The organism is Micromonospora sp. NBRC 110009 (assembly GCF_030518795.1).
In the GTDB taxonomy this organism is placed as follows: Bacteria; Actinomycetota; Actinomycetes; order Mycobacteriales; family Micromonosporaceae; genus Micromonospora.
On sequence record NZ_CP130427.1, the window covers coordinates 3,102,228 to 3,124,768 of the forward strand.

Below are 22,541 nucleotides of genomic sequence, written 5' to 3' on the forward strand. Positions count from 1 at the left end.
AGATGCGACCGACCACTCTGGAGTTACATCCCCTGTTCAGGGGCCCGAAAAAATGAAGGCATTAGTTGACTGCTGCACTGGTTGAGTCGCCGCCGACCGTTTCCGGTCTCACTGCGGCTTCCCAAACAGCACCTCGTCTGAGTGCGTGTTTGAGAAGGCCGGGTGTGGACGGTGTGGCGGCGTGACGATGGCCGCCGGGGCGGGCAGGGTGTCTGGGTGTCGTCGCCTCGTCGTGGTTACCCGTCGGACCTGACCGATGCCCAGTGGGCGTTGATCGAAGGGTTGTTGCCGGAGCCCAGCACGGACGGGCGGCGGGAGAAGCACCCTCGTCGGGAGATCGTCAACGCGATCTTGTACGTGGTCCGCTCGGGGTGTCCGTGGCGGTACCTGCCGGCGGATCTGCCGCCGTGGCAGACGGTGTACTGGTATTTCGTGCGCTGGGAGGACGCCGGTGTGACCGAGAACCTGCTGGCCACGCTGCGGGTCAAGGCGCGGGTGCAGGACGGGCGGAATCCGGAGCCGTCGGCGGGGATCATCGACTCGCAGTCGGTGAAGGGCGCCGACACCGTCGGGCAGCAGACGCGTGGTTACGACGCGGGTAAGAAGGTCAACGGCAGGAAACGGTTCATCATCACCGATACCGGCGGGCTGTTGGTCACCGTGGCGGTGATGGCCGCGTCGTGGCAGGACCGCGACGGCGCGAAGACGGCCCTGCTCGGCGCTTATCTGGCCACCCCGATCCGGCACGTCTTCGCCGACCAGGGCTTCGCGGGCCGTCTCGTCGACTGGACCCGCGACACCTTGAAAATCACGCTGGAGATCGTGCGCAAGCCCGCTGAGCAGCGGGGCTTCGCCGTGCACCCGCGCAGGTGGGTCGTGGAGCGGACCCTGGCATGGCTCACCGCCTGCCGCCGGCTGGCCCGCGACTACGAACGCCACCCTGAAACCTCCGAAGGCATCGTCAGGTGGGCCGCCATCGCCGGCATGACCCGCCGCATCACCCGCGGCCGACCAGCCCGACGGCAGGCAAAGCGCACCTTCATCTGGACCTGATCAAGTCCCTCTCAAACACGCTCTGATGAAATCGCGGCCGTGCCGCGCGCGGCGCCGCCCGCCGCGCCAGGCACGGGTCGGTGGGTCAGCCGTGGAAGAAACGACGGAGGCGATGTCGTGAGCACCGGACCTACGACCCTGCCCGAGAGTCCCGGCGCCGACCAGCGAAACCGGCGACGGCGACTTCCTCGGCTGCGTGACGCGCGGATCCGTTCCAAGCTCGCCCTCATCCTGGTCGTTCCGGTCGCCGCAGTTATCGCACTGGCGACAATCCGACTCGTCTCGGTCGGCGAGGGCGCGTACGAGGCCACCCGGATCCGGTCGCTCACCGCGCTGTCGATCGACGTCTCGGCGCTCGCCCAGGACCTGCACAAGGAGCGGATGGCAGCGGCCGCGTACCTGGCCGCGCCGGACCAGAAGCCGGACGACTACAACCTGCGGGTCCGGCGCACCGACGAGCGGATCGCGGCGTACCGGGAGGAGCGCGGAAAGCTCGGCGGCGTGCCCCGTTCGGTGACCGACCGGCTCACGGTCATCGAGGACCACCTGGCCACGCTGAACGGCACCCGCCAGGAGGTGCTGGACCGGCAGCAGATGCCGGTGGCCGAGGCCAGCCTGCGCTACGGCATCATCGTCAACGACCTGGTCGCGTACGGCGACACGCTGGCCCAGCAGCCCGGCGCCGAGGGCATCGCCGACGCCCGCCGCGCGGTGGCCGCGTTCTCCCACGCGAAGGCGGAGGTCGCCGAGGAGCAGGCGGTCGCCTTCACCGCCCTCGCCACCGGCCAGTTCGACGAGGAGCAGTTCTCCTCCTTCGTCGCCACCCTGACCGGCCAGCAGGAGGCGCTGCTCTCCTTCTCCCGTGCCGCCGAGCCGGCACAGCGGGCCCTGGTGGACGGCACCGTCTCCGGTGACGCCGTGCAGCTCGCCGACCGGGTCGCCAACGACCTGTCCCGCTCGGTCAACCAGTCCCCGCTGGTCGGCCGGGACGACGCCGCGGCGGCCATCGGCGCGGTCGCCGACCTGATGCGGTGGGCCGAGATCCAGCTCCAGGACCGGCTGCTCGCCGATGCCGACGCGGTCCGGACCGACGTCATCCGGCAGGCCGTCCTGGAGAGCCTGCTCGTCCTGGTCACGCTGCTGATCGCCGTGACGCTGGCGGTGGTGCTGGCCCGCTCGCTGAACGACTCGCTGCGCCGGCTGCGCGAGGGTGCCCTGGCGGTGGCGAACCACGACCTGCCGGACGCGGTGAGCCGGCTGCAGAGCGTCAATGCCATCGGCGACGGTGGCGTCGACGAGATCGTCCAGCAGGTCCGGGACCCGATCAGGCTGACCAACCGCGACGAGGTCGGCCAGGTGGCGGCGGCGTTCAACGTGGTCCACCGGGAGGCGGTCCGGGTGGCCGCCGAGCAGGCCGCGCTGCGGACCAGCGTCTCGGCGATGTTCCTCAACCTGGCTCGCCGGTCGCAGAGCCTGGTCGACCGGATGATCGGCGAGCTGGACGCGATCGAGCGTGGCGAGGAGGACCCGAAGCGGCTGGCCCAGCTCTTCGAGCTCGACCACCTGGCCACCCGGATGCGTCGCAACGACGAGAACCTGCTGGTGCTGGCCGGTGCCGACTCGGCCGTCCCGCGCCGGGAGGACGCCCTCCTGGTCGACGTGCTGCGCGCCGCCCAGTCCGAGGTGGAGCTCTACAACCGGATCGAGTTCGGCACCGTCGACACCGACATCTCGGTCGCCGCGCACGCGGTCAACGACGTGGTCCGGCTCGTCGCCGAGCTGCTGGACAACGCCACCCGCTTCTCGCCGCCGAACACCACGGTGGTCGCCGACGGCCGGCGGATCCGCGACTATGTGCTGATCCAGGTCGAGGACCGCGGTCTGGGCCTGAGTGACGAGCAGCTCGACTCGCTGAACCGCCGGCTGGCCGCCCCGCCCACCGTCGACGTGGCCGCGTTCCGGCTGATGGGTCTGGCCGTGGTGAGCCGGCTCGCCTCCCGCTACGGCATCCGGGTCGAGCTGCGGCGCAACGTCGACGGCGGCACGGTCGCCCAGGTGACCCTGCCCAACTCCGCGGTGGTGCTGCCGGCCAACCGGGGCCAGGCCCCGCTGACCCGGCCGCGCCAGCCGCTCGCCGTCGAGCAGTCCCCGCTGAGCCAGCTCGGCGCCGCCGTCGAGCCGCTGGCCGGGCGGGGCGCCACGGCGACCCTGACCGACCAGTGGCAGACCGCCGCCCCGCCGCCGGCCCGCTGGCAGGCCGCCACCGAGGCGCGGGACACCGGTCCGGCCGTGCAGTTGGGCGGGGTGGCCGGCGCCCTGCCGAGCCTGCCGACCGTCCCGGTCGCGTCCGCGCCGCCCGCCCCGGCCACCCCGGTCTCCGGCGCCGGCTACGGCCTGGGCACGCCGGGTCCGGCGTTCCCCGCGCGCGACCCGCTGCCGAAGCGGGCCCCGGCCGGCGGGGCGGTCGACCCCGCTCCGCTCGCGCCGCCGACCTTCCCTCCAGCGGCGTATGCGCCGGTCGCGGCGGTCCCGCCGCCCGTCGAGACCGCGCCGGCGCCGGCCGCACCGGTGGCGGCCCACCGGGCCGAGGCCCCGATCTTCCGGGAGATGGAGGCCGTCTGGTTCCGGTCGCACGGGGAGGACGAGACGACCATCTTCGCCCGCCCGCGGTTCGACGACGAGCCGGCGGCGCAGCCGGTCGCCGCGGCCACGCCGCCGCCGCTGCCGACCCGGACCCCGGGAGCCCAGGCCGCCGGCGTGACCACGCCGCCGCCGTACAATCCGCCGCCGGTGCCGTCCGCGCCGCCCGCCGCCGCGGTACCCCCGCCGGCGACCGACCCGGACGCCTGGCGGACGGCGGCGGACGAGGGCTGGTCCCGGGCCAACCGGGCCGCGGAGCCCACCAACGGCGGCACCACCCGCTCCGGCCTCCCCAAGCGGGTGCCGCAGGCCCAGCTGGTGCCCGGCGGCATCGAACAGAAGGGCGGCCGGGACGTCACCCGGCGTACGCCGGACGAAGTACGCGGCCTGCTGTCGGCCTACCACCGCGGGGTACAGCGGGGGCGGACGGCCGGCGCGGACCTGAACAGCACCTCGACCAAGGAGACGAACCGATGAACAGGCCAGCGGCCATGCAGGACATGGGTTGGCTGCTCACCAACTTCGCCGACAGCGTGGCGGGCATCGCCCACGTGGTGGCGGTGTCCGCCGACGGGCTGCTGCTCGCCTCCTCCCGGGACCTGCCCGCGGACCGGGCCGACCAGCTCGCCGCGATCACCTCCGGCGTGGTGAGCCTGACCGAGGGTGCCGCCCGGATGTTCAGCGCCGGCGGGGTCCTCCAGACGGTGATCGAGATGGACAGCGGATACCTCTTCCTCATGTCGATCAGCGACGGCTCCTCGATGGCGGTCCTGGCCGCCCGGAGCTGCGACGTCGGACAGGTGGGCTACGAGATGGCGCTGCTGGTGGAGCGGGTCGGCCAGGCGTTGTCGCCGCTGCCGAGGGACGCCGTCCGGTCCTGACCGGGCGTCGGGTGTGACTGGGTGATCCGGAGCCGGCCCGGCTCCGGACGAGGGGAGGTGATCGCGAGATGGAACCACGGCGGGACCCGCGTGGGGCGCTGGTGCGACCGTACGCGGTCACCCGTGGCCGCACCGAACCGTTGCAGAACATCGCGCTGGAGGCGGTGCTGTCCTGCACCGCGACCCAGTCGGCCGAGGCGCGGTTCGCCGGGCACGACAAGTACCGCATCGCCACGGTCTGCGAGGGCCGGGCGCAGTCGCTCGCGGAGATCGCCGCGTACACCCGGATGCCGCTGGGCGTCACCCGGGTGCTGGTCGCCGACATGGTGGCCGAGGGCCTGCTGACGCTACACACTGCCGCTCCCGCGACGGGGTTCGCGGCGCGGATGAACCTGCTTGGAAGGGTGCTAAGTGGACTTCGCGAACTATGACCCCGCCGGGGCGAACCGCAGCCGGGAGATCATCTCCGCGAAGATCGTGATCGCGGGCGGCTTCGGGGTGGGCAAGACCACCATGGTCGGTGCGATCTCCGAGATCACGCCGCTGACCACCGAGGCGCTGATGACCGCGGCCGGCGTGGGCATCGACGACCCGTCGAAGGTGCCCGGCAAGGAGACCACCACGGTCGCCATGGACTTCGGCCGGATCACCATGGCCGAGGACCTGATCCTCTACCTCTTCGGCACGCCCGGTCAGACCCGCTTCTGGTTCATGTGGGACGAGATCATCCGGGGTGCGGTGGGCGCGGCCGTCCTGGTGGACACCCGCCGGATCACCGATGCCTTCGCCCCGCTCGACTACTTCGAGAACCGCAACCTGCCGTACGTGGTGGCGCTGAACCGGTTCGACGGCGCGCCCCAGTACGAGCCGGAGGAGGTCCGCGAGGCGCTGGCGATCTCGCCGGACGTACCGCTGGTGATGTGCGACGCGCGGCAGCGGGAGTCGGTCAAGCAGGTCCTGGTGACCGTCGTCGAGCACGCCATGCTCCGCCTCCAGGCCGAGCACGGCTTCGCGGCCCCAGTCGGCTGATCCTCCGCCCGGCGGCGGGTCAGTCGACCCGCAGCCGGTAGCCGCGCTTGACCACGGTCTGCACCACGCGGGGGGCGTTCAGCCCGACCCGCAGGCGGGCGACCGCCATCTCCACCGCGTGCTCGTCGGCGCCCCGGGGCAGCGTACGCAGCAGCGCGGTGCGGGACAGCACCTTCCCGGGCGCCGCGGCGAGCGCCCGCAGCACCGCCATCGGGGCCGGGGCGAGCGGCCGCAGCTCGCCGTCCACCACGGCCGCGTGCCCGCGCAGGGTCAGCAGGTGCCCGCCGGCCTTCACGGTGACGGTCCGCCGGGGCAACTCGTCGACGATCGTCCGGACCAGGGCGCCGAGCCGGGCCCGGCTCGGGGCGCTCACCGGCACCCCCCGCCGCACCAGCGGCTCGGCGGTGACCGCGCCGACGCAACTGGCCAGCACGTCACCGCGCAACGCCGCCAGCACCGTCTCGGTGCGGTCCCCGGCCGCCCGCAGCAGCGCCTCCGCCGCCGGGGCGGAGGTGAACGTGACCGCGTCGACCAGCCGTCCCGCGACCAGGTCGATCAGCCGGTGCAGCGGGGCGGGGTCGGTGGGGGGCGCCCACCGGTAGACCGGCACCTCGATCACCGTGGCGCCGGCCGCCTCCAGCGCCTCGGTGCACTCCGGCTGCCGCTCGCCGTGCAGCTGCATGGCGACGACCTGGCCGGCCACTCCCCGCCGAACCAGGTGGTCGATCACCTCATCGCAGCTCTCCGACGCCGGGGACCAGTGCTCGCGCAGGCCGGCCGCCCGGATCGCGCCGGTGGCCTTCGGGCCGCGGGTCACCACGTACGACCGGGCGAGCACGCCGCGCAGCGGCTCCGCCAGCCCCCACCCCTCGGCCGCCTCCAGCCAGCCGCGCATGCCGATGCCGGTGTTGGCCATCAGGACGTCCGGCGGCCGGTCGAGGCAGGCCCGGGTGGCCTCGCGCAGGTCGGTGTCGTCGGCCAGCGGCACGATCCGCAGGGCGGGGGCGAGCACCACCCGCGCGCCGCGCCGCTGGAGCAGCGCGGCCAGCTCGTCGCGCCGCCGGTCCGCGGTGACCCCGATGGTGAAGCCGGCCAGTTCCTCCCGCATCACTCCTCCTGTCGCAACCGCACCTCGACCAGCCCGTCCCGGCAGCGCGCCTCGTGCCGCCGCAGCGCCACGCCCGGGAGGTCCAGACACCGCCCGGTGGTCAGGTCGTAGACCTGCTTGTGCAGCGGGGAGGCGAGCGTGGGCAGGCCGCCGCGGCTGCCCACGATCCCCCGGGACATCACCTGCGCGCCGCCGACCGGGTCGAGGTTGTCGACCGCGTACAGCTCGCCGCCGGTGCGGAAGAGGGCCACCTGCACCCCGTCCACCAGCGCGGCCACCCCACGGTCGGGCTCCAGCCGGTCCACCGGGCAGATCGGGGTCCAGTCGAGGGTGATCGAGGCGGTCATCGGCGTACCTCCGGGAGACCGAGCGGGACCGGCTGGCGCCTGCGGTCGGCGCCGGCGCCCGGCGGCGCCCCGCGTGCCGGCACGGGCTGCCCCCGTTCGACGGCGAACGTGATGGACGGGTCGGGCACGTCGGGGGCATTGACGAAGGAGGTGAAGCGGCGCAGCCGCTCCGGGTCCTCCAGCACGTCCCGCCACTCGTCCGAGTAGGACGCGACGTGCCGGGCCATCGCCGCGTCCAGTTCGGCGCAGAGCCCGAGCGCGTCGTCCACGATCACCGACCGGAGGTGGTCCAGGCCGCCCTCCATCGCCTCGATCCAGGCGGCGGTGCGCTGCAACCGGTCGGCGGTGCGGATGTAATACATCAGGAATCTGTCGATCAGCCGAATCAGCGCTTCGGTGGACAGATCGGTGGCGAACAGGTCGGCGTGCCGGGGGCGGAAGCCACCGTTGCCGCCGACGTAGAGGTTCCAGCCGGTGTCGGTGGCGATGATGCCGAAGTCCTTGCCGCGCGCCTCGGCGCATTCCCGGGCGCAGCCGGAGACCGCCGACTTGAGCTTGTGCGGGGCGCGCAGCCCCCGGTAGCGCAGCTCCAGCGCGACGGCGAGCCCGACCGAGTCCTGCACCCCGTACCGGCACCAGGTCTCGCCGACGCAGGACTTCACCGTGCGCAGCGCCTTGCCGTACGCGTGGCCGGACTCGAACCCGGCGTCGACCAGCCGCCGCCAGATCTGCGGGAGCTGCTCGACCCGGGCCCCGAACAGGTCGATCCGCTGCCCACCGGTGATCTTGGTGTAGAGCTGGAAGTCCCGGGCCACCTCGCCGATCACGATCAGCTTCTCCGGGGTGATCTCCCCGCCGGGGATCCGGGGCACCACCGAGTAACTGCCGTCGCGCTGCAGGTTGGCCAGGAAGTGGTCGTTGGTGTCCTGGAGGGAGGCCCGCTCGCCGTCGAGCACGTGCCCGGTGCCCAGCGAGGCGAGGATCGAGGCGACCACCGGCTTGCAGATGTCGCAGCCGCGCCCCCGCCCGTGCTCGGCGATGAGCTGCGAGAAGGTGCGGATGCCGCGGACCCGGACGAGGTCGAACAGCTCCTGCCGGCTGGCATCGAAGTGTTCGCAGAGCGCGGTGGACTGCCGCACCCCGGCCGCGTCGAGGAGTTGCTTGAGCATCGGCAGGCATGAGCCGCAGCTCGTCCCGGCCCGGGTGCACGCCTTCAGCGCGGGCACGTCGGTCGCCCCGCCGGCGATCGCCGCGTCCAGGTCGGCCCGGGTCACCGCGTTGCAGGAGCAGACCTGTGCGGCGGCCGGCAGCGCGCCGGCCCCGGCGCCCGCACCGCCGGCCGGGGCCAGCAGCGCCAGCGGGGGAGCGGGCAGCGGCCCGCCGACGCTCGCCCGCAGCGTCGGGTAGGCGCCGGCGTCCCCGACCAGCACGCCGCCGAGCAGCGTGCGCGCGTCGTCGGAGAGGACCAGCTTCGCGTACGAGCGGGTGACCGGGTCGGTGAAGGTCACGTCGAGGCAGCCCGGGGTGGTGCCGTGCGCGTCGCCGAACGAGGCCACGTCCACCCCGAGCAGCTTCAGCTTGGTCGCGGTGTCCGGGCCGGGGAAGGTGGCCGCCCCACCGAGCAGCCGGTCGGCGACCACCTCGGCGGTCGCGTACCCGGGGGCGACGAGGCCGTGACAGGTGCCGTCCACGGCGGCGCACTCACCGACCGCCCAGATCCGTTCGTCCGCCGTCCGGCAGGTCGCGTCGACCAGCACCCCGCCGTGCGGGCCGAGCGGCAGGCCGGCCGCCCGGGCCAGCTCGTCCCGGGGCCGGATGCCGGCGGCCACCACCACCAGGTCGGCGTCGATCGTGCGCCCGTCGGCGAGTTCCAGCGCGGCGACCGTGCCGTCCGGGCCGGGACGCAGCGCGCTGCTGGCCACCCCGAGGTACGGGGTCACGCCCAGCTCCTCGACGTAGCGGCGCAGCATCGCCCCGCCCGCCTCGTCCACCTGCACCGGCATCAGCCGGGGCGCGAACTCGACCACGCTGGTCGCCAGCCCCAGCAGGCGCAGCGCGTTGGCCGCCTCCAGGCCGAGCAGCCCGCCGCCGATCACCGCGCCGGTCTGCCGACCCGCCGCGTGCGCCCGGATCGCGGAAAGGTCGTCCAGCGTCCGGTAGACGAAGACCCCGGGCAGGTCGGTGCCGGCCACCGGGGGGACGAAGGCGGACGAGCCGGTGGCCAGCACCAGCGCGTCGTACGGGTGCTCGCCGGTCACGGTGTGCACCACCCGCCGCCCCCGGTCGACGCCGAGGGCCGGCTCGCCCAGCCGCAGCTCCACCCCGGCGTCGGGGGTGTGCAGGTTCAGCTCCTCGGCGCTCACCCCGTCGAGGAAGGCCGACAGCCGCACCCGGTCGTACGCCGGCCGCCGCTCCTCGGCGAGCACCGTGACCCGCCAGCGCCGGTCGTGGTCCCGGGTTCGCAACGCTTCGACGAAGCGCTGCCCGACCATGCCGTTGCCGACGACCACCAGCCTGCCGCCGCTCTCGCTCCGCTCGCTCATCGCGTCACCTCCACGCGGTCGGTCCCGTCACCTGCCCGGGCGCGTCCGGTCATCGGGCCGCCACCGGGTCCGCCTCGGCGAGCCAGCCGGCGATGCCGGCCACCGCGTCCCGGCAGCCGCCGCAGCCGGTGGCGGCCCGGGTCGCCGTGGACAGCTCGTCGACGCTGCGCGCGCCGGCGCGCCAGCACGCCACCAGCGCGCCCTTGTTGACGTCGTTGCACTGGCACACCGTGGCCGCGTCCGGCATCAGTGCCGGGGACGCGGCCGGGGTGGCCGGGGCGGTGCCGAACGCCCGCCCGAGCAGCAGCGATCGCCGGTCCGCGGGCACCGGGGCACCCCGGTCGAAGAGCTGCACCACGGTGCCGACGGCCGGGTTGTCGCCGAGCAGGATCGCCCCGGTCAGCCGCTCGTCGCGGATCCGCAGCCGGGCGTACGTGCCGCGGGCCGGGTCGGCGAAGGTCAGCTCCTCGACCGGCCCGCCGTCGGCCGGTACGCCGGTGGCGTCGCCCATCGCGGCCAGGTCGATGCCGGCCGCCTTGAGCCGGGTCACCACCGGCCGGGGCCGGTACCGGGCGAGCGGGTCGCCGCCGGAGAGCACCTCGGCCACCACCCGGGCCTGTGCCCAGGCGGGGGCGACCAGCCCGGTCAGCGTCCCGTCGTGCTGCGCGCAGTCGCCGATCGCGGAGATGTGCCGGTCGCTGGTCCGCATCCGGTCGTCCACCACCACGCCCCGCTCCACGACCAGCCCGGCCGCGGCGGCCACCGCGGTGTCGGGGCGTACGCCGCAGGAGAGCACCAGCAGGTCGGCGGTGAACGCGCGACCGTCGGCGAGATCCAGGCGGACCTGGTCGGCGTCGGCGGCCACCGCCACGGCGGGGGCGGCCAGCGCGGTCCGGACGCCGAGCCCGGCCAGGGTGCCGGCGAGCACCGCCCCGGCGGCCGTGTCGAGCTGCCGTTCCATCAGGTGCCCGACGGGGTGGACGACGGTCACGTCCAGCCCCCGGGTGGCCAGCCCGCGGGCCGCCTCCAGCCCGAGCAGGCCGCCGCCGAGCACCAGGACGCGGCGGGCGTCCCGGGCGGCGGTGCGGATCCGCCGGCAGTCGTCCAGGGTGCGGAACGGCACCACCCGGTCCGGCAGCGGGTCGAGCCCGGGCAGCGGCGGCACCACGGCCTGGCTGCCGGTGGCGAGGATCAGGTGGTCGTAGCGGTGCCGGTCACCGTCGGCGGTGCGTACCTCCCGGGCGGCCCGGTCGATCGCGGTGACCGCCACCCCGGTCCGCACGTCCACGGCCTGTCCGGCGACCTCGGTCAGCGCCACGTCCGGCTCGTCGATCTTCCCGGCGAGCAGGGTGGCGAGCATGATCCGGTTGTACGCCCGGTGCGGCTCCGCCCCGAGCACGGTGACCTTGCGGTCCCCGTCCCGCGCGTGCAGTTCGGCGGCGACCCGCGCCCCGGCCATGCCGTAGCCGACGATGACGATGCTCATGCTCGCTCCACCCGGACCGCGCAGATCTTGAACTCGGGCATCCCCGAGACCGGGTCGACGGCGTCGTTGGTGACCGAGTTGGCCCGGGCCGCGCCCGGCCAGTGGAACGGTGCGAAGACGGTGTCCGGCCGGATCGCCGGGCTGAGCCGGGCCGGGGCGCGCAGCTCGCCGCGGCGGGACAGCACCCGTACCTCGTCCCCCTCGGCCACGCCGAGCCGGTCGGCCAGGTCCGGGTGCAGCTCGACGAAGCCGCCGGGGGCGGCCCGGCGCAGCGCGGCGACCCGCCGGGTCTGCGCGCCGGACTGGTACTGGGCGAGCACCCGGCCGGTGGTGAGGTGGAGCGGGTAGTCGGCGCAGACCGGCTCGGCGGCCGGCCGGTGGGTCACCGCGTGGAACCGGGCCCGGCCGTCCGGGGTGGGGAAGGAATCGGCGAAGAGCCGGGGGGTGTCCGGGGCGTCCTCCGCCGGGCAGGGCCAGAAGACCCCCTCGTCCCGGTCGATCCGCTCCCAGGTCACCCCGGCGTAGTCCGCCGGCCCGCCGGCCGAGGCCCGCCGCAGCTCCGCGAACACCGCCCGCGGATCGCTCGGGAACGCCTCCTCCGGTGTTTGGCGGGGGCCCTTGTTATGCATTTCCCGATAAGAAGGGGCCCCTCCTTGCAGGCGGGCGGCGAGGGCGGCGAGGACGGCGAGGTCGGTGCGGACGCCGGGCGGGGGTTGACGCAGCGCGCGGCGGCGCAGCACCCGACCCTCCAGGTTGGTCATCGTGCCGTCCTCCTCGGCCCACTGGGCGACGGGCAGCACCACGTCGGCCAGCTCGGCGGTCTCGGAGCGCAGGAAATCGGCCACCACCAGCAGGTCCAGGTCGCGCAGCCGGGACTCGACCCGGGCCGCGCGGGGCGCGGAGACCACCGGGTTGGAGCCGAAGACCAGCAGCGCCCGCGGACCGGTCGCGGTGCCGAGCGAGTCCAGCAGGGCGTACGCGGGCACGCCCGGCCCGGGCAGGTCGTCGGCCGCCACGCCCCAGACCCCGGCCACGTGCTCGCGGGCCGCCGGGTCGTCGATCCGCCGGTAGCCGGGGAGCTGGTCGGCCTTCTGCCCGTGTTCCCGGCCACCCTGTCCGTTGCCCTGGCCGGTCAGGCAGCCGTACCCGGAGCCGGGGCGGCCGGGCAGCCCCAGGGCGAGCGCCAGGTTGATGAAGGCGGTGACCGTGTCCACGCCCTTGGCGTGCTGTTCGGCGCCCCGGGCGGTGAGGATGACCGCGCGGTCCACGGTGGCCAGTGCCCGGGCGGTCGCCTCCAGGTCGGCCACCGGCACGCCGGAGAGGAGTTCCACCTCGGCCGGCCACCAGCCGGCCACGGTCCGGCGCACCTCGTCGAAGCCGCTGGTGCGCTCGGTCACGTACGCCCGGTCGAGCCAGCCCTCGGTGAGGGCGATGTGCAGCAGCGCGTTGGCCACCGCCAGGTCGGTGCCGGGCAGCGGCTGCAGGTGGAGGTCGGCCTGGCGGGCGGTGGCGGTGAGCCGGGGGTCGACCACGATCAGCCGGCCGCCCCGGCGCCGCTGGTCGGCGAGGTGCCGCATCAGCGGCGGCATGGTCTCGGCCGGGTTCGCGCCGACCAGCAGCAGGGTGTCGGCCCGGCCGAGGTCCGCCACCGGGAAGGGCAGTCCCCGGTCGACGCCGAAGGCGCGCAGCCCGGCCGCCGCCGCCGAGGACATGCACCAGCGTCCGTTGTAGTCGATGTGCCGGGTGCCCAGCGCCACCCGGGCGAACTTGCCGAGCGCGTACGCCTTCTCGTTGGTCAGTCCGCCGCCGCCGAAGACCGCGACCGCGTCCCGCCCGTACCGGTCCTGGACGGCGCGGAGGCCGGCGGCCACCCGGTCGAGAGCCTCGTCCCAGCCCGCCGGCCGCAGCTCGGCGCCGGGCCGGTCGCGCAGCAGCGGGGTGGTCAGCCGGTCCGGGTGGTCGAGCAGCTCGGCCGCGGTCCAGCCCTTCTGGCAGAGGCCGCCCCGGTTGGTGGGGAACTGCCGGGGGAGGACCTCGACCCGCCGGTCGGTCTCGCGCAGCACCATGCCGCACTGGAGGGCGCAGTACGGGCAGTGGGTGGCCGCCTCCCGGGGGTGGGCCTCCGGTCCCGTCGCCATCCGTGCACCGTGCGTCATGTCCGAAGAGCGTGCCGCCGGGCGGTTTCCGGTCCGGGTCCCTTCTGTTTCGGCCCTGTCAAGAGCACCTCACCCCGCACGGGAGTGACGGACCGGACCGCCGGGTTTAGAATGTGGGACACATATCCTGAATACTGGGAGACCCGATGAGTGTGGCGGACGCGTTCGACGCGGTGGCGGGAAGCTACGACGAGGCCCGGCGCCGGCTGGTGCCGTGCTTCGACGCGTTCTACGGCACGGCGGTCGAGGTGGCCGCGCCGCCGCTGCGGGCCGCGCTCGCGGCGGGGCGTACCCCCGAGGTGCTGGACCTGGGCGCGGGCACCGGGCTGCTCTCCCTGCTGCTCGCCGCGGCGGTGCCCGGGGTGCGGCTGACCCTGGTCGACGCCGCGCCCGGCATGCTCGCGGTGGCCGCCGGCCACCTGGCCGCCCGGGACGTGCCGCACCGGACGGTGCTCGCCGACCTCACCGACCCGCTGCCCGCCGGCCGGTACGACGCGGTGGTCTCCGCCCTGGCCATCCACCACCTCGACGACGACGGCAAGCGGGCGCTCTACCGGCGGGCCGCCGAGGCGTTGGTGCCCGGCGGGGTCTTCGTCAACGCCGAGCAGGTGGCCGGCCCGACCCCCGCCCTGGACCGGCGCTACGACGAGGTCTGGACCGCCAGGATCACCGCGCTCGGCTCGGCCGCCGAGGAGATCGCCGCGGCCCGGGAGCGGATGCGGCACGACCGGCCCGCGCCGGTGGCCGAGCAGTGCCGATGGCTCTCCGCGGCCGGGCTGGCCGACGTCGACTGCTTCTTCAAGGAGTGGCGCTTCGCCGTCTTCGGCGGTCGCCGCCCCTGACGGCGGCGCCGGACCGGCGCGGCTGACCGCTCTTCCCGGTCGAAGGGCCAGCTGGGCGGCTTGTCCGGTTCGCCGGCCGGCGCGAGCGGGGATGACTACTGGTCATACCAGTGGGTAATCTCTCCGGCATGACCGCCAAGGTGACACTGTCGTTCTCCGACGAGACGATCGAGGAGGCGCGCCGGTTCGCCAAGCGGGAAGGGCTCTCCCTCTCCGCCTGGATGGACCAGGCCGCCCGGGAGAAGGCGCTGCGCGAGGTCTTCACCGCGCACGCCGAGGCGGTCGCCCGCGCCGGCCTGGACCTGGAGTCCGCCGCGCTGGCCGACGCCCAGGAGGCCGCGATCGTCGACGACGCCCTCTTCGGCGGCGGGCGCCCGCGTGCTGCGTAGGGGAGAGGTCTGGCGCATCTCCGGCGCCCGGGAACGATTCGGTCTGGTGATCAGCTCCGACGTCTACAACTCCACCGACGTGCCGATCGTCATGGTGGCCGAGGTGGTCGAGGAGTCGCTGCTGCGGGATTCGCCGCTGGCCGTGCCGATGGGCGGCTACGTGGTCATGCCCGATCGGCTCTCCTCGCCGATGAAGAAGTGGTTCACCGAGTGCGTGGACGTGGCCGACACCGAGACCATGCAGCGCGTCGGGCGGGCGCTGCGCATCCTCCAGGAGCTCTGACCGGCTCACCGCCGGTTCCCGGCGGACGTGCGAGCTCCGTTTCCGGAACGACCCGCGCCGGGCACGGCCGGGAAACCGCCCGTTCCTAGCGTCCCCCTCGTCGCCGACGAGGAGGAGTCGCCGTGAGCACGCTCGTTTCCCCCACCCCGACCCCGGCCGCCGCCGGGCGCCGGAGGCCGATCACCGACTGGCGCCCCGAGGACTCCGGGTTCTGGGCGACCACCGGCGCCCCGGTCGCCCGCCGCAACCTGTACGTCTCGATCTTCGCCGAGCACGTCGGCTTCTCCGTGTGGAGCCTCTGGTCGGTGACGGTGCTCTTCCTGGGCCCCGACTACGGCATCGACCCGGCCGGGAAGTTCCTGCTCACCGCCGTGCCGGCCGCGCTGGGCGCGGTGCTGCGCCTGCCCTACACCCTGGCGGTGGCCCGGTTCGGCGGGCGGAACTGGACCATCGTGAGCGCGCTGCTGCTGCTCGTGCCGGCGATGCCGATGGCCCTGCTGATCGAGCCCGGGGTGTCGTACGCCACGCTGATGGTGCTGGCCTGCCTGACCGGGGTGGGCGGGGGCAACTTCGCCTCCTCGATGGCGAACATCAACCTCTTCTTCCCGGAGCGGCTCAAGGGCCGGGCCCTCGGCCTCAACGCCGGCGGCGGGAACCTGGGCGTGCCGGCCGTGCAGCTCGTCGGGCTGGCGGTGCTGGCCACCGCCGGGGCCGCGTACCCCCGGCTGGTGCCCGCCGTCTACCTGCCGCTGATCGTGCTCGCGGCGCTGGCCGCGGCGCGCTGGCTGGACAACGTCCCCGGGGCGCGCAACGAGCCCGGCGCGCTGCGCGCGGCGGCCCGCGAGCCGCACACCTGGGTGATGTCCCTGCTCTACGTCGGCACCTTCGGCTCGTTCATCGGCTTCGGCTTCGCCTTCGGGCAGGTGCTCCAGCTCCAGTTCCACGACCGGTTCCCGACCGCGGTCGACGCCGCCTGGCTGACCTTCCTCGGACCGCTGATCGGCTCGCTGATCCGGCCGCTCGGCGGCCAGCTCGCCGACCGGCTCGGCGGCGCCCGGGTCACCTTCTGGAACTTCGTCGCGATGGCCACCGGCGCCGGGCTGGTGCTGTACGCGGCCCGGGACCGCTCCTTCCCGCTCTACCTGGCCGGGTTCCTGGCGCTCTTCGTCTTCTCCGGCATCGGCAACGGGTCGACGTACAAGATGATCCCGGCGATCTTCCGGGCCCGGGCCGCCGCCGAGGCGGAGCTGACCGGGGACCGGGCGGCGGCCGAGCGGCGGGCCCGGCGGCTCTCCGGGGCGCTCATCGGTATCGCCGGGGCGGTGGGCGCCTCGGGCGGGGTGCTGGTGAACGTCGCTTTCCGGCAGTCGTTCCTGGCCGCCGGCACCGCCGACGCCGCCTACCTGGCCTTCATCGGCTGGTACGCGCTCTGCTTCCTGGTGACCTGGGCGGTGTATCTGCGGCCGGGGCCGCGTAAGCTGACCGGCGTGTGACCTCCGCCATGGGGAAAGGCGCAGGCCACGCGGGGTGACACCCCGTTTTGACCTGCCGCCGGGCGGCCGGGTATCGTTGCCTGCTGTTGTACGACATTCTTAGGCGTGCCGCATCAGGTACGCTTGGTCGTTCGTGCGCGCCTGGTCACCTCGGCGCGCGACCCCAGACCGACGACGAGACAAGGTAGACCTGTGCGTACGTACAGCCCGAAGCCGGGTGAGATCGAGCGTCAGTGGCACGTCATCGACGCCTCTGATGTCGTGCTGGGCCGCCTCGCGACCCACGCCGCCACGCTGCTGCGTGGCAAGCACAAGCCGACTTTCGCGCCGCACGTCGACACGGGCGACTTCGTCGTCATCGTGAACGCGGGCAAGGTCGCGCTGACCGGCAACAAGCGCCAGACCAAGATCGCCTACCGCCACTCCGGCTACCCGGGTGGTCTGAAGCAGGTCGGCTACGACGAGCTGCTGACCAAGCGGCCCGAGCGGGCCATCGAGCTGGCCGTGAAGGGCATGCTCCCGCACAACAAGCTGGGCCGCCAGATTCTCAAGAAGCTGAAGGTCTACGCCGGTGCCGAGCACCCGCACGGCGCGCAGCAGCCGGTGCCGTTCGAGATCAAGCAGATCGCGCAGTGAGCGCGGGCGAAGGAAGCAGCATGACCGACATCACCGCCACCGAGGTTGCCCCCGAGGCCACCGAGGCGCCGGCGCCCGTCGCCCGCGCGCCTCGTGGCGACCGCCCGATCCAGACCGTGGGTCGGCGCAAGGAGGCCATCGTCCGGGTTCGCATCGTCCCCGGCAGCGGCAAGATCACCTGCAACGGCCGCGACCTCGAGGCCTACTTCCCGAGCAAGGTGCACCAGCAGCTCATCAAGGACCCGCTGGTCACCGCCGAGAAGGCCGAGGCCTTCGACGTGATCGCCAACCTGCGGGGCGGCGGCACCACCGGCCAGGCCGGCGCGCTGCGCCTCGCCATCGCCCGGGCGCTGATCGTCAGCGAGCCGGACGACCGCCCGGCCCTGAAGAAGGCCGGCTTCCTGACCCGTGACGCCCGGGTCAAGGAGAGCAAGAAGTACGGCCTCAAGAAGGCCCGTAAGGCTCCTCAGTACTCGAAGCGCTGATCACCACCAGCGCCTTGTACTCCTGACGGACGGCCGGGTCCGCCTCCCTCGACCGGGGAGGTGGCCCGGCCGTTCCGCGTTTCTCCTCTCAACGGCACTCCATCGGAGGTTGGCGGGTATGGGTCGGTTGTTCGGCACGGACGGCGTACGCGGGCGGGCGAACGCGGATCTCACCCCGGAGTTGGCGCTCGCGGTGGCGGTCGCCGCCGCGCACACGCTGGCCGAGTCGGACAAGAGCCATCCGCCGCTCGCCGTGGTCGGCCGGGACACCCGGGCCAGCGGCGAGATGCTGGAGGCCGCCGTGGTGGCCGGGCTGACCAGCGCCGGCGCCAACGTCGTGCGGGTCGGCGTGCTGCCCACCCCGGCGGTGGCGTTCCTGACCGCCGAGGCCAAGGCCGACCTGGGCGTGATGCTCTCCGCCTCGCACAACCCGATGCCGGACAACGGCATCAAGCTCTTCGCCGCCGGCGGGCACAAGCTGCCGGACGAGATCGAGATGCGGATCGAGGCGGCCGTCGAGGCGAACGCCACCACCGCCTGGGAACGCCCGATCGGCGCCGGCGTCGGCCGGGTGCACGACCTGCTCGACGGCGCCGACCACTACGTCCAGCACCTGGTCGGCACCGTGCCGCACCGGCTGGACGGGATCAAGGTCGTGGTCGACTGCGCCAACGGCGCGGCCGCCGAGGTCGCCCCGGTCGCGTACCGGGAGGCCGGCGCCGAGGTGATCGCGATCTGCGCCGAGCCGGACGGCCTCAACATCAACGACGACTGCGGCTCCAACCACCTCGACGCGCTGCGCGCGGCCGTGGTTGAGCACGGCGCCCACCTCGGCATCGCCCACGACGGGGACGCCGACCGCTGCGTGGCGGTCAGCGCCGACGGCGAGGAGGTCGACGGCGACCAGGTGATGGCGATCCTGGCCCTGGCCATGCGGGAGTCCGGCGAGCTGACCCGGGACACCCTGGTCGCCACCGTGATGAGCAACCTCGGCCTGCGGCTGGCCATGTCCGCGGCGGGCATCCGGCTGGTCGAGACCAAGGTCGGCGACCGGTACGTGCTGGAGGAGCTGCGCGCCTCCGGCCTGGCGCTCGGCGGCGAGCAGAGCGGCCACATCGTGATGCCCGCCTACGCCACCACCGGCGACGGGGTGCTCACCGGGCTGCACCTGATGTCCCGGCTGGCTGCCACCGGCAAGTCCCTCGCCGAGCTGGCCTCGGTGGTCACCAAGCTGCCCCAGGTGCTGATCAACGTGCCGGTGGGCGACCGCACCGTGGGTGCCGCCGCGCCGGCCGTCCGCGCCGAGGTGGAGCGGGCCGAGGCCGAGCTGGGCGAGACCGGCCGCGTGCTGCTCCGCCCGTCGGGCACCGAGCCGCTGGTACGCGTCATGGTCGAGGCCGCCACCGAGGCCACCGCCCAGTCGGTGGCCGAGCGCATCGCCGAGCAGGTCCGCAGCGCCAGCCCGGTCGCCTGATCCGGCCGATCGCGCGGCCGTCACCCGGTGAATCCGGGCTCAGAGGCGCAGTGTGCTGGCCCGGGCGTACGTGGTGGACGGGTCCTCGCCGTCGGTGAGGTCGACGTCCTCCACCACCCGGCCGTCGCCGAGCCGGATCAGCCGGTCGCAGCGGGCGGCGACGGCCCGCTCGTGGGTGGCCAGCAGGATCGTCATCCCGTGCCGGTCGCGGAGGCCGAGCAGCAGGTCGAGGATCTGGACGCCGGTGGCCGAGTCCAGGTTGCCGGTGGGCTCGTCGGCGAGCAGCAGGCCGGGCGAGCCCATCAGCGCCCGGGCGATCGCCACCCGCTGCTGCTGGCCGCCGGACAGCTGCGCGGGCAGCGCCCGTTCCCGGCCGGCCAGGCCGACGGCGTCGAGCAGCTCCCGGGCCCGGTCCACCTGATCGGCGCGGCCCCGGCGCGGCAGCACCGGCGCGATCACGTTGTCCAGCACGGTGAGCGCGGGCAGCAGGTGGTAGCGCTGGAAGACGAACCCGACGCGCTGCCGGTAGCGGGCGAGCGCGGCCCGGCGCAGGCCGGTCACGTCCACCCCGTCGACCGTCACGGTGCCGTCGTCGGCCTGCTCGATCGCGCCGATCAGGTGCAGCAGCGTCGACTTGCCCGAGCCGCTCGGCCCGGTCAGCGCCACCACCGAGCCGGCGGTGATCTCCAGCGCGACCCCGTCGACCGCAGTGATCCGCTCCGCGCCGGCCCCGAACCGTTTCACCAGGCCCGCGATCTCGACGCGGCTACCGGCGGTGCTCTCGCCCATGGCTCTCACTCCTCTGCCAGCAGTCGTGCGGTGGGTAGGCGGCGCAGTAGCGCGGCCGGCGCCAGCGCCGCGCAGGCGGTGAGCAGCACGCCGCCTGCCGCCGTCAGCGCGGCGACCAGCACCAGCGCGCCCGGGACGTCCCCGACCAGCCAGGCCGCACCGCCCGTGCCCAGCCCGGCGCCGGCGAGCGCGCCGAGCCCGCCGAGCAGCAGCCCCTCGTAGCCGACCAGCCGGCCGAGCGCGAGGTCGGTCCAGCCGGTGGCGCGCAGGGTGGCCAGCTCGGCCGCCCGGTCCCGGATGTTGAGGTAGAGCACGTCCGCGACCGCGGCGGCGCCGAGCAGCACGGTCGCGCCGGCGGCCAGCACGTCGGCGCCGCGCACGCTCAGCGCCACCGAGTCACCGAGCAGGGTCCCGACGATCGCGCCCCGGAACGCGTACCCGACGGCGGCCACCAGGGTCAGCGCCGCCACGCCGATGGCCAGAGCGCCGGCACCGAGCAGGGTCCGCCCGGGGGTGCGTACCAGGTTGGCCAGGGCCAGCCCGAACAGGGTGCGGGGCCGGCGTATCCAACGGGCGGTGGCGACCTGCGGGCGGAGCGCGGCGGCCGGGTGGGCGCGCGCCGCCCGCAGCGCGGGCGCCAGGCCGGCGGCCAGCGCGAGCAGCAGCGCCACCGGTACGGCGAGCGACGCCCGCCGCCAGTCGACGCCGATGCCGAGGGCGGCGCCGAGCGGTACGGCGAGCCCGAGCGACAGCAGCCCGGCGGCGAGGCCGAGCAGGGCCACCTCGCCGAGGATGAGAGCCCCGATCCGGCGGGCCGGCCACCCGAGGCAGGCCAGCACCGCCAGTTCGGAGCGGCGGTCCCGGACGGCGGCGGAGACGGCGTTGCCGAGGAAGAGCACACAGACCACCAGCACCAGCAGGAACAGCACGGCGCTCTTGCGGTCCACCGCCTGGACGATGGTCGAGGCGACGCCCAACGCCGACCAGTTCTCGGTGAGCCGCAGGTCGGGGCGGCCGAATGCGCCGCCCGGCAGCTCCACGGTCTGCGGGGCGGCGGACGAGCCCAGCGTGATGTCGACGTCCAGGCCGGTCGCCCGATTGATCTGCTCGGCGATCAACCGGACCCGCTCCGCGGCGTGCTCGCTGTATCCGTCCACGCCGGCGACCCGGACCCGGATCGCGCTGATCGGCGCGCCGCGTTGCGGGCTGTTGCTGGTCTCCAGCAGCTTCGGCACGCTGGCGAGGTTGGTGAGCACGAGCGGCGGCACCGAGAGGTAGCCGGCCGGATTGCCGCTCGGCTCCAGGGGCCGGCGGCCGAGCGCGGTACGGCTGCGGTCATCCGCGCCCTCGGCGCGCGGCGCCTCGTACGTCTCCAGCGGGACCGCGCCCACGTCGCTGAAGCCGGCCAGCTTCTCCGGGTCGAACACCCCGACGGCCTGCCACTGGTGGTACTGCGTGACCGCGCCGCCTTCCTTTCCGGCGAGGGCCCGGACCGGCCGGGAGCCGGTGTCCTCGGCCAGCCAGGGCCGGGGCAGGAAGTTGAAGGTGAACCGATTGCCGTACACCTCGGGGTCCGCGGGCGGCACCGCGTCGGCGCGCAGGGTGCCATCAGGCAGTTCGCGGTAGGTCACCGGCCCCGCCTGGATGACCCGCTGGAGCTGGCCGCGGCAGCAGGCGTCCTCGGCGACCCCCTCCGTCAGCTGGGCGCGGTAGGCGGCGCCCGCGTCGACCTCGGCGGAGCCGGCCGGGATCCCGGCGGCGCGGCCCAGGGTCTGTTCGAGTTCGATCGCCGGCACGGTGGCCGGCCGGGCCGTGGGCAGCCGGGTGAACCGGACGCGCACCGTGCTGTCGAAGAAGGGACGGTTGGTGACGAGCGCCGGTGCGGTACGGGTGAGCAGGGTGCCGCCCCGGCGCTCGGTCACCGGGTCGTCGGCCCGGACCGACCGCCCGCTGACCACCGCGGAGTCCAGCCCCACGAGCCGGTTCTCGGCGACCGGGTCGATGGCGGCGATCAAGAACGGCACCGTCAGCTGGTAGGTGAGCACCAGGCGGTCGGTGGTGGTGGGGGCGGTGCCCGGCGCGAGCACGCCGTCGGCGGTCTCGAACCGGCCGTCCGGCAGCAGCCGCGCCGAGTCCAGGCTCCACACCTCCCGCTCGGAGAGGGTGGCCGGGCTGGCCTGCAGACCGCCGAACATCGGATCGCAGATCGGGCGGCTCGCTCCGCCCGGGAGCACCTCCCGCGGGACGGGCCCGCACACGTGGTCCCACGCGTACGACCGGCCGTCGCTGTAGGGCGTCGCCTGCTCGGACAGGTCGCCGTCGTAGCGGGGGTAGATGAGGCGGTGCTTCGTCACGTACACGTAGCGCGGCTTGGCCGGCGCGGTGGAGAGGCCGCGTTCGGCGACGAAGGTGGGGTCGACGCGGATCACCTGGCGGTCCAGGCTCCGGTCGACGGCGTCGGTGACGTCGAACGACATGGGCACCGGTACGGTGGAGTGGCCCAGCATCGCGATGGGCGCGGCCACGTCGACGCCGTCCACCGCCTTGACCTGCTCGTACTGGGCCGTGGTGATCCCACCGAAGAGGCCGGAGAGGTAGTTGGGGCGGACTAGCCGTCGCTCGACCTCCAGCGGGGTGCGCGTCCCCTTCGGACGGACCAGGATCTGGTACGCCGCCTCGGTGTTCCGCTCGACGGTGCCGGTGACGTCCAGGCGGGAGGTGGTGGTGGCGCCGGTCAGGACGGTGAAGCCGGTGGTCGCCACCAGCACGCCGACCAGCAGCGCCACCGACCGTCCCGCACGGCCACGAAGTTGCCCCCAGATGACGTGGAACATGTCGCGCCTCCCCGTGTGCTGACTCACACTGTGCGCGATACATTGTGACAATGCAAGGCCCCTCCGGGGTGCC

Annotated in this window: 19 protein-coding genes; 12 read left to right on the forward strand and 7 right to left on the reverse strand. The window is 74.3% G+C overall.

The genetic code is table 11. The annotated features are described in order from the left end of the window. Positions 1-216 precede the first annotated feature (216 nt). The 5 genes from Q2K19_RS14935 to Q2K19_RS14955 all read left to right on the forward strand — a co-directional run bounded on the left by Q2K19_RS14935 (position 217) and on the right by Q2K19_RS14955 (position 5,603). Complete coding sequence (locus Q2K19_RS14935) at positions 217-1,053, forward strand: IS5 family transposase (protein WP_302767336.1); 837 nt, start codon at positions 217-219, stop codon at positions 1,051-1,053. A 117-nt stretch (positions 1,054-1,170) separates the two neighbouring features. Then, positions 1,171-4,170: a sensor histidine kinase gene (locus Q2K19_RS14940; RefSeq protein WP_302771558.1), complete on the forward strand. Its 3,000-nt coding sequence runs from the start codon at positions 1,171-1,173 to the stop codon at positions 4,168-4,170. Beyond that, complete coding sequence (locus Q2K19_RS14945) at positions 4,167-4,574, forward strand: roadblock/LC7 domain-containing protein (protein WP_046567138.1); 408 nt, start codon at positions 4,167-4,169, stop codon at positions 4,572-4,574. Before Q2K19_RS14940 ends, Q2K19_RS14945 begins: the two co-directional genes overlap by 4 nt. 68 nt (positions 4,575-4,642) lie before the next feature. Beyond that, complete coding sequence (locus Q2K19_RS14950) at positions 4,643-5,005, forward strand: DUF742 domain-containing protein (protein WP_302771561.1); 363 nt, start codon at positions 4,643-4,645, stop codon at positions 5,003-5,005. Beyond that, positions 4,986-5,603, forward strand: a complete 618-nt coding sequence (locus Q2K19_RS14955; RefSeq protein ID WP_302771562.1) for a GTP-binding protein — start codon at positions 4,986-4,988, stop codon at positions 5,601-5,603. The genes Q2K19_RS14950 and Q2K19_RS14955 overlap by 20 nt, the downstream gene beginning before the upstream one ends. A 19-nt stretch (positions 5,604-5,622) precedes the next feature. On the opposite strand, the gene Q2K19_RS14960 is transcribed toward Q2K19_RS14955, so the two are convergent. The 5 genes from Q2K19_RS14960 to Q2K19_RS14980 are packed head-to-tail and all read right to left on the reverse strand — an operon-like array spanning position 5,623 to position 13,243. After that, positions 5,623-6,711, reverse strand: coding sequence for a uroporphyrinogen-III synthase (locus tag Q2K19_RS14960; RefSeq protein WP_302771563.1), 1,089 nt, complete (start codon positions 6,709-6,711; stop codon positions 5,623-5,625). Beyond that, positions 6,711-7,058, reverse strand: coding sequence for a nitrite reductase small subunit NirD (nirD, locus tag Q2K19_RS14965; RefSeq protein ID WP_302771565.1), 348 nt, complete (start codon positions 7,056-7,058; stop codon positions 6,711-6,713). Before nirD ends, Q2K19_RS14960 begins: the two co-directional genes overlap by 1 nt. Further along, a complete protein-coding gene (nirB, locus tag Q2K19_RS14970) occupies positions 7,055-9,601 on the reverse strand; it encodes a nitrite reductase large subunit NirB (protein ID WP_302771566.1) in 2,547 nt (848 codons plus the stop codon). The genes nirD and nirB overlap by 4 nt, the downstream gene beginning before the upstream one ends. Positions 9,602-9,650: 49 nt before the next feature. Continuing rightward, on the reverse strand, positions 9,651-11,087 hold the full coding sequence (locus Q2K19_RS14975; protein WP_302771568.1) for an FAD-dependent oxidoreductase: 1,437 nt from the start codon (positions 11,085-11,087) through the stop codon (positions 9,651-9,653). Then, positions 11,084-13,243, reverse strand: coding sequence for a molybdopterin oxidoreductase family protein (locus Q2K19_RS14980; protein ID WP_302771570.1), 2,160 nt, complete (start codon positions 13,241-13,243; stop codon positions 11,084-11,086). The genes Q2K19_RS14975 and Q2K19_RS14980 overlap by 4 nt, the downstream gene beginning before the upstream one ends. A gap of 146 nt (positions 13,244-13,389) precedes the next feature. Here Q2K19_RS14980 and Q2K19_RS14985 point away from each other — a divergent pair, with 146 nt between their 5' ends. The 7 genes from Q2K19_RS14985 (at position 13,390) to glmM (ending at position 18,845) form a co-directional block, all read left to right on the forward strand. Continuing rightward, positions 13,390-14,085 carry a class I SAM-dependent methyltransferase gene (locus tag Q2K19_RS14985; protein WP_302771571.1) on the forward strand — a complete coding sequence of 232 codons (696 nt, stop codon included), beginning with the start codon at positions 13,390-13,392 and terminating at the stop codon, positions 14,083-14,085. Between the two features lie 128 nt (positions 14,086-14,213). Continuing rightward, the gene (locus tag Q2K19_RS14990) at positions 14,214-14,474 is read left to right on the forward strand and encodes a DUF6364 family protein (RefSeq protein WP_302771572.1); all 261 of its coding nucleotides are present in this window, start codon (positions 14,214-14,216) and stop codon (positions 14,472-14,474) included. Next, positions 14,464-14,757, forward strand: a complete 294-nt coding sequence (locus tag Q2K19_RS14995) for a hypothetical protein (RefSeq protein WP_302771573.1) — start codon at positions 14,464-14,466, stop codon at positions 14,755-14,757. The genes Q2K19_RS14990 and Q2K19_RS14995 overlap by 11 nt, the downstream gene beginning before the upstream one ends. Positions 14,758-14,879: 122 nt before the next feature. Beyond that, positions 14,880-16,250, forward strand: a complete 1,371-nt coding sequence (locus tag Q2K19_RS15000) for an MFS transporter (RefSeq protein WP_302771575.1) — start codon at positions 14,880-14,882, stop codon at positions 16,248-16,250. 192 nt (positions 16,251-16,442) lie between these two features. Continuing rightward, the gene (rplM, locus tag Q2K19_RS15005) at positions 16,443-16,886 is read left to right on the forward strand and encodes a 50S ribosomal protein L13 (protein ID WP_091262713.1); all 444 of its coding nucleotides are present in this window, start codon (positions 16,443-16,445) and stop codon (positions 16,884-16,886) included. 20 nt (positions 16,887-16,906) lie between these two features. Beyond that, positions 16,907-17,371: a 30S ribosomal protein S9 gene (gene rpsI / locus Q2K19_RS15010; protein WP_030501567.1), complete on the forward strand. Its 465-nt coding sequence runs from the start codon at positions 16,907-16,909 to the stop codon at positions 17,369-17,371. A gap of 118 nt (positions 17,372-17,489) precedes the next feature. Beyond that, a complete protein-coding gene (gene glmM / locus Q2K19_RS15015; RefSeq protein ID WP_302771577.1) occupies positions 17,490-18,845 on the forward strand; it encodes a phosphoglucosamine mutase in 1,356 nt (451 codons plus the stop codon). Between the two features lie 39 nt (positions 18,846-18,884). Here glmM and Q2K19_RS15020 read toward each other — a convergent pair whose 3' ends face one another. Together Q2K19_RS15020 and Q2K19_RS15025 are read right to left on the reverse strand one after the other, a co-directional pair. After that, positions 18,885-19,634, reverse strand: coding sequence for an ABC transporter ATP-binding protein (locus Q2K19_RS15020; protein WP_302771578.1), 750 nt, complete (start codon positions 19,632-19,634; stop codon positions 18,885-18,887). A 5-nt stretch (positions 19,635-19,639) separates the two neighbouring features. Continuing rightward, positions 19,640-22,468, reverse strand: a complete 2,829-nt coding sequence (locus tag Q2K19_RS15025; protein ID WP_302771580.1) for an FtsX-like permease family protein — start codon at positions 22,466-22,468, stop codon at positions 19,640-19,642. Positions 22,469-22,541: the final 73 nt, after the last annotated feature.

Excerpts from the sequence above, each read along its gene's own strand:
- Q2K19_RS14975 (WP_302771568.1), bottom strand. The coding sequence starts at position 11,087 with ATGAGCATCGTCATCGTCGGCTACGGCATGGCCGGGGCGCGGGTCGCC.
- Q2K19_RS14945 (WP_046567138.1), top strand. The coding sequence starts at position 4,167 with ATGAACAGGCCAGCGGCCATGCAGGACATGGGTTGGCTGCTCACCAAC.
- Q2K19_RS14950 (WP_302771561.1), top strand. The coding sequence starts at position 4,643 with ATGGAACCACGGCGGGACCCGCGTGGGGCGCTGGTGCGACCGTACGCG.
- Q2K19_RS14990 (WP_302771572.1), top strand. The coding sequence starts at position 14,214 with ATGACCGCCAAGGTGACACTGTCGTTCTCCGACGAGACGATCGAGGAG.
- Q2K19_RS15025 (WP_302771580.1), bottom strand. The coding sequence starts at position 22,468 with ATGTTCCACGTCATCTGGGGGCAACTTCGTGGCCGTGCGGGACGGTCG.
- rpsI (WP_030501567.1), top strand. The coding sequence starts at position 16,907 with ATGACCGACATCACCGCCACCGAGGTTGCCCCCGAGGCCACCGAGGCG.
- Q2K19_RS15020 (WP_302771578.1), bottom strand. The coding sequence starts at position 19,634 with ATGGGCGAGAGCACCGCCGGTAGCCGCGTCGAGATCGCGGGCCTGGTG.
- Q2K19_RS14985 (WP_302771571.1), top strand. The coding sequence starts at position 13,390 with ATGAGTGTGGCGGACGCGTTCGACGCGGTGGCGGGAAGCTACGACGAG.
- nirB (WP_302771566.1), bottom strand. The coding sequence starts at position 9,601 with ATGAGCGAGCGGAGCGAGAGCGGCGGCAGGCTGGTGGTCGTCGGCAAC.
- Q2K19_RS14980 (WP_302771570.1), bottom strand. The coding sequence starts at position 13,243 with ATGACGCACGGTGCACGGATGGCGACGGGACCGGAGGCCCACCCCCGG.
- nirD (WP_302771565.1), bottom strand. The coding sequence starts at position 7,058 with ATGACCGCCTCGATCACCCTCGACTGGACCCCGATCTGCCCGGTGGAC.
- Q2K19_RS14960 (WP_302771563.1), bottom strand. The coding sequence starts at position 6,711 with ATGCGGGAGGAACTGGCCGGCTTCACCATCGGGGTCACCGCGGACCGG.
- glmM (WP_302771577.1), top strand. The coding sequence starts at position 17,490 with ATGGGTCGGTTGTTCGGCACGGACGGCGTACGCGGGCGGGCGAACGCG.